This is a genomic window from Flavobacterium sp., from assembly GCF_003525665.1.
Taxonomy (GTDB): domain Bacteria; phylum Bacteroidota; class Bacteroidia; order Flavobacteriales; family Flavobacteriaceae; genus Flavobacterium.
This window is the reverse complement of sequence record NZ_DQDX01000217.1, coordinates 15,586-22,495: the sequence shown is the minus strand read 5'-3', so window position 1 is coordinate 22,495 and position 6,910 is coordinate 15,586. Positions and strand designations below refer to the sequence as shown.

Annotated in this window: 2 protein-coding genes; both read left to right on the top strand. The window is 28.9% G+C overall.

Annotated elements, in window-relative coordinates:
• On the top strand, positions 1-1,455 hold a 1,455-nt coding region (locus DIU01_RS14960; protein WP_290835848.1), incomplete at its 5' end, for a hypothetical protein.
• Between the two features lie 7 nt (positions 1,456-1,462).
• Positions 1,463-6,910, top strand: a 5,448-nt coding sequence (locus DIU01_RS14955) for a DEAD/DEAH box helicase (protein WP_290835846.1), incomplete at its 3' end; no start/stop codon positions are given.

Below are 6,910 nucleotides of genomic sequence, written 5' to 3'. Positions count from 1 at the left end.
AAATCCGATTTTTTTGATTTCAGCGTAAATCAAAACAAAGTTAATTTTAATATAACAAACCCAGCAAAATTTCCTACTTCAATTAAAACTAGATTTAGAGCTAATAATCAAAATTATGGTTTAATTGCTGATGTAATTTCACCTTTTCAAGGTATTATTTTGGTTGACCAAAATGAAAATATCATTAAAGATGATGAGATATATTTAGATAAAATAAAAGGATGGCGTTTAATTACTAATTCGCATGGTAAAGAATTCGAAATAAGATTTTCAAATAATAAGAATCAGGAAATTGTTATTTCAAAAAAGATAGAACGAAAAGTAATACCGTTTTTTGAGTTTTACGATACGTTTAAATCACTTTTTCAGCTTTACAATATTATCGATATCGATAATTTTTTAAAAATGGAAATTTTTGAACTATTACCCAATAATAAGAATCGGAAAATTAAAAGTTATAGTGTCAAACAGTTTTCTGAAACAATAAAATGGCAAGTAAATGATGAGAACACAATAAAATTTGATGAAATTTCAAACATTGATATTTCCAATGATGTATATGCTTTGCCACTTGATTGTGATTTGGAACATATCGATAAGATTGAAATAACAAAAGATCAAGATTTTTATTCAATTAATGCAACCAAGGCAGATAAATTTATTCTCTTCACTGATAAAAATTCAAAAATCAAAATTAAGCCGGAGTTTATCTCAGTTAATCCAGAAAATGAATTGACAAATGTTGAGGATAGAAATATTAGAATAACAAACTATTCTCAGCAACTTTTAGCCGAAGATTTTACTAGTGATGTTTGGAATAAGTTTTGGGCATATTATTATTTATGTAAAGAAAATGATTTGCCATTTGCAACTTTTGATATTATAAAAGCAATAACAACTTCATCTGAATTAGCAGCAAAGGCATTTTCATTTTTATCATTAAAGTTTGATGCAAACGAATATAGGTTTTCAGGGAATGATTTTGTTGAATTGGAAAATGATTTAGGTTTTTCTTTCCATTGGGTAGACACAAATCATTGGTTAGATAATTTTGAAAAAAATCCCGAACTAATAAGTGCTGTTTTCTCAATGTTTGATTTACAATACAAAAAGTTAAAAATAAATATTTTTGATGAAAATGAAAATAATCAATTTCTTTTCAATTCAGAACTTAATAAATTAAGACAACGTTTAGGTTCTAGAATTATTCAAGAATTACCATCGTTTAGTATTTACCATGATAGAAGTCAATATGTTAAAGAATTACCTAGTCAAGATTGGCCAGACAAAGTAAATATTTTAGTTATGGTACCTCTAATTGTAGCTTCATCCATTAGTGGTAAAATGGACAGTTTATGGCACGTAAATGGTGACAATTTCAGAAGAAGAATTAAGTATGTGGAAAACCTTGATAAAAAGTGGTATGAAGAATCATTAATCTATTATTTAAACTAAACTAATTATGAGCCAAGAAATTAAATTTAAAAAAATATACAGTGAAATTCAAGATAGATTAAAAGAGTCTATTCTATCACTTTGGGCAACTGGTGATGCTCAATTTCAAAATTATTTATCAGAGTTATTTGAAGAAGAAAAATTATTAGCAGAGCCAGTTTTCCAAAATACTTTTCCATGGACACCAGCAAAGGAGACTTTTGGTGATTTAACTAATTTGTTTGATAATAATTTCATAAATAAACTGGATAAAATTAAAGGAGAATACGAATTTCCAAAAAATAGAAATCCCTATGTACATCAAATAAAAAGTTGGAAAGTACTTTTGGATGAAAAGAAATCTATAGCAGTAACAACAGGTACGGGTTCTGGTAAAACAGAATGTTTTATGTTGCCTGTTCTACAAGACTTATACGACAACTGTCAAAACGAACCTGGAGTAAGAGCCATATTCTTATATCCTTTGAATGCATTAATAGGTAGCCAGAAAAAAAGAATGGATGCATGGGTAAAAGCTTTAGATGGTTTAACTTATGCAGTATATAATGGTATTACAGTTGATGGTAATACAACTGCAAAACAGAGAAGTGATGCATTTCCGGAGTTAATAGATAGAAAAGATATTAGAGAAACTCCTCCGCAAATCCTCTTTACAAATCCTTCAATGTTAGAATACATTTTGGTTAGAGATAAAGATGTTCAATTATTAGAAAATTCAAAAGGTAAACTTCGTTGGATTTTATTAGATGAAGCACACACATTAGTAGGTTCAGCAGCTACGGAAATGGCTTTATTAATTAGAAGAGTTGTGGATGCTTTTGAAGTTAATATAAAAGATTTACGTTTTGCTATTACTTCCGCAACTGTTGGGAGTGGTGAAGAAAGCGAAAATAGTCTAAAAGATTTTATGGCTAATCTTTGCGGTATTGAAAAAAATCAAATTGAAATAATTACTGGTAAGAGAGAATTTAAAGAATTGCCAGATAATTTTCAAATAGATAATAAACATGAAATAAAACTATTAAGACAAAAGGTCTACAATTCAGATGCTATTACTTTATCTGAATTAACCAATAGTTTTATTGACAAAAAGGCTTCACAAAATGAAAAATTACTTGTAGTAGATGATATAATTGAAAATAAAGTAAATGACGTTTCTATTTTACCTTTAAGAGCTCATTTATTTTCACGTGGTATTGGAGGCGTTTATGTTTGCTCAAATCCAAATTGTGATAAGCATAAAGGTTTTGATGCAAAAAGTATAATGGGCACAATGACAACCTATGCAGAAAAAAACTGTTCAAAATGTACATTTCCAATGTTTGAATTAGTGGCATGCCGTTCTTGTGGTAATGAGTTGTTAAAAGCAGATAAAAAAAGAGAAAATAATGATCATTATTTAAAATTAGCAACATCTATTAATCAAGATAGCTTCATAATTGATGATGTAGACAATGACGAAAATGATGATTCTAATTCAATAACTGAGTCATTCTTTTTTACTAAAAGTAATAATAGTAAAAGATATGTTCCATATACTACTAGTTTTGGAATTGAAAATAATGGTAAAATAAATACAACTCAAGAAGATTTCATTGAAGCGGAAAGAAAAGGCGAATGCGTTTGTCCGTATTGTTCTAGCAAACTTGATAATCCATTACATTTTAGAATATCCTCTTCATTTATGAATAGAATTCTATCGGATATATTTTTAGAAAATACTCCAGGTGCTGATGAAATTCGTTCTGAAATGTTGTGGGAAGGACATAAATACATTTCATTTACAGACAGTCGCCAAGGAACTGCAAAAATATCAGCTTTAATTAATATTGATAACGAGAACAATTGGATTCGCTCTCAAGTATTTCATAAACTATGGCAGGTACAATTAGCTAGTTCTTATGAAGGCAATTTTAATTCCGATGAATTAAAAGAACTTGAAGAACAATTAACGCTTCAAAAAAATCCTGTATTAAAAAAAGCTATTGAAGAAAGTATTAATAATATCAAAGATAATGTTCAAAAAAACAATGAAAAAGTAAGATTGACTTGGAAAGATTTATATGAACATTTAAATCCTAAATCTAATTTAAAAACCCTTTTTAAAAATAACAATCCAAGAGAAGATAATTTTATAAATCTTGAAAAATATTCAAGAGCATTGCTTTTTGATAATTTTGCTAGAAGATTACCTAGAGAACGCTCTCTAGAAAATTTAGGAATGGTTAGTATAGTCTATCCTGATTTGGATAAAGTACAATTACCAAAAATTGCAGAAGGATATAATATTACAATTGAAGAGTGGAAAAATTTGTTAAAAATTGGTCTTGACTATATAATTAGATATCAATTTTATTTCGTTTTAGATAATTCTATTTATCCATATACCACATCATTTCTAAAAAGTTTCCAAATTCATAATTCTGATTCTAACATAACTAATGCTAAAAAATGGCCAACATTCAGAGCAAATGAAGCTAGGCCCAATAGAATGGCATTATTATTATGTGCTGGTTTAGGGTTTTATAGTAGAGGAGAAATTACTAATGAAATTGAGGATGATATTAATGAATTACTTGATGAAGTTTGGAAAGCTATTAGAAATAATGTTTTAGAATTTGATGATTCAGGATATAAATTAAATTTAGAACAAAAAACAAGACTTCAAATTCCAGAAAAACTTTGGTTATGCCCTGTAAAAAAACGTCTTATTGATGCTCAGTTTAAAGGTTTTTCACCTTGGATTACTGGCTCATTTTCTGAAGACAACATTAGACATTTTGAAATAAAACAATCACAACCATATACATTTCCAAAATTCCAATTTCCTTTTAATAGAAATGAAGAAAATGAATTAGATCTTTCAGCAACAAAAGATTGGATTAGTACTAATTCAGCCGAATGGAAGCAAAATGGTTTGTGGAATGATATTCATGAAAAAATAATTTTAAACAGACCATTGTATCTATCTGGAGAGCATTCTGCTCAACAAAATGAAAAGAGATTGAAACAATTGGAAGATAAATTTGAAAAAGCTGAGATAAATATCCTCAACTGTTCTACAACTATGGAAATGGGTGTAGATATTGGTGGTATTTCTACAGTGGTGATGAATAATGTGCCTCCTGGACCGGCAAATTATTTACAAAGAGCTGGTCGAGCTGGTCGTAGAAAAGAAAGCAAATCAATTGCTTTTACTGTTTGCGCTCCAAATCCAGTTGGATTGAATGCTTTTAATACACCCACTTGGGCACTAACACATAAAATTGCTCCACCATTCATTTCTTTTAATAGTACACAGGTTGTCGAGCGTCATATAAATGCTTTCTTTTTAGGAAAATTTGTTCAAACTGATGCTGTTAGAGGAATTAGAGTGACTGATAAAATAGAGAGTTTCTTTTTTGATGAATTAGAACCAATAGCTGTAAAATTCATCAGTTGGTTAATGGGTAATGAAGTAATACTATTTTCAAATCAAGTAAGCAATCTTGTAAGAAATACTAGTTATGAGAATAAAAATTTCACATATATTCTGAATAAAGTATTTTCAAACTTCAACCAATTACTAAATAAATCTAAAAGTAAAAAAGAAGGTTTTGAAAGTAAATTAAAACAATTGGAAGAAGAGTTTGGGACTAATTCTCCTGCCTTTAAATCTGTTAATATTCAATACATCCAGTTTTTAAAGAAAAATGCGTTAACCTTTTTAGCTCAAGAAGGTTTTTTACCAACCGCTGGTTTACCAACGGGAATTGTTGAATTTGACACAACAAATATTGATAGTTTAAACAATAAGAATAGTAGAAAGAAAGAAAATCCATCATATTTTATTACGAGAGCATTAACTGAATTTGCACCAGGAAATAACATTGTTATTGATGGTATGAATTATCATTCTTCAGGCATTATTTTAGATGATAATCGCGGTAATCAATCATCTAAAGAAATAATTCAATTATGTAATTCTTGTGGTTACCAAAGAATTGTTGAAGTCTCAGACGGTCAATCTATTGAAACGGAATGTCCACATTGTCATAACCACAATTTTAGAGGATTGGTTTCAGATAATGATGGTAACAGAGGTATTTTTACAGAAATGATTCAACCTGCTGGTTTTGCTGTAGATATTTATCAAACACCAAACCGTAAAATATCAGAATCATCAAATATTCAGTATGTAGATCCTTTGTTAATTAATGTCAAACCGTGGGAACAAAATAGCAATACTATTTACGACATAAGAGAAAGCGAAGAAAATGGTGAAATTTTATATTACAATGTAGGTAATGGTAACGGCTTTCATGTGTGTTTGCATTGTGGTAAAACGGGTTTGTCACTTCAAGAACTTGATGATCATAGAAGATTAAGAGGTGGTAGAGATGATAATGGTGGTGCAGCATGTTTGGGAAATTATTCAGCAACAGCAATAAGACCAAATGTAATTTTGGGAGGACGCTTTAAAACTGATTTTTGTGAAATTAGAATAAGAGAAAATAACGCCTATTCTAGAAATGAAACATTATTATATTCTTTAGGTTCAGTTTTCGTAAAAGAATTAGCTAGTTATCTGGCAATAGAAACTGGTGAACTTGATTTTGGTATTAAAAAATACGATAATTATTCTACAATTTTCATTTTTGACACTACCAAGGGCGGTGCTGGCTATGCAAATCAATTCTTTTTATATGCAGATGAAATATTTAAACAATCTAAAATAAAATTAGAATGTAATTGCCAAAATGCTTGTACAAAATGTTTAATAGATAGAAAGACACAATGGCATATAAATCTCCTTGACAGAAATATTGCGTTAGAGTGGTTAAATAGCATTAGTAATTACACCATTTCTGATGATATAACAAATAGCTATCCATCAGCAAAGAGAATGCTTGGAAGTATAAAACAGGAGTTGATTAAGTTAAATTATGTATCTAAAATTAAAGAAGCTTGGTTGATTGTAAGTCCAATTGTGCAGAGTTGGGATTTGGATAGTATTTTATTTTTAGAGAATTTAAAAAGTAAAGCAGTAGTAAATATTGTGCTTAAAGAAGCTCCAATTATTGCAAATAGTCAAGATGTAATGACTTTAATTCAATTATCGGCTTGGTCTAAATTATGGATTCAAAAGAGCGTTGAAAACGAAGCATTAAATACTATTTCTTATGTCCAATTACAAGATAACACAAACAACCAATATTTTGTAAACGATACAGTTAATCTTGATTTAGATAAGAACTGGGGAGAATCTAGTAATGGGGAACTTTTTAAAGTTAATATTCCAATATTACCTAATCTACAACCATTTCAAATTGACAATTTACTAAATACAGGTAATGTTTTTGAAGCAGTCCTTGATACAAATTCAATTGTAAATTCTGTAAATCTTGCAGATGAAATACTTAACAAACTAGAAAACAAAGTAGATTTAGGCGCAAAAATGAAGGATAAAAAATTC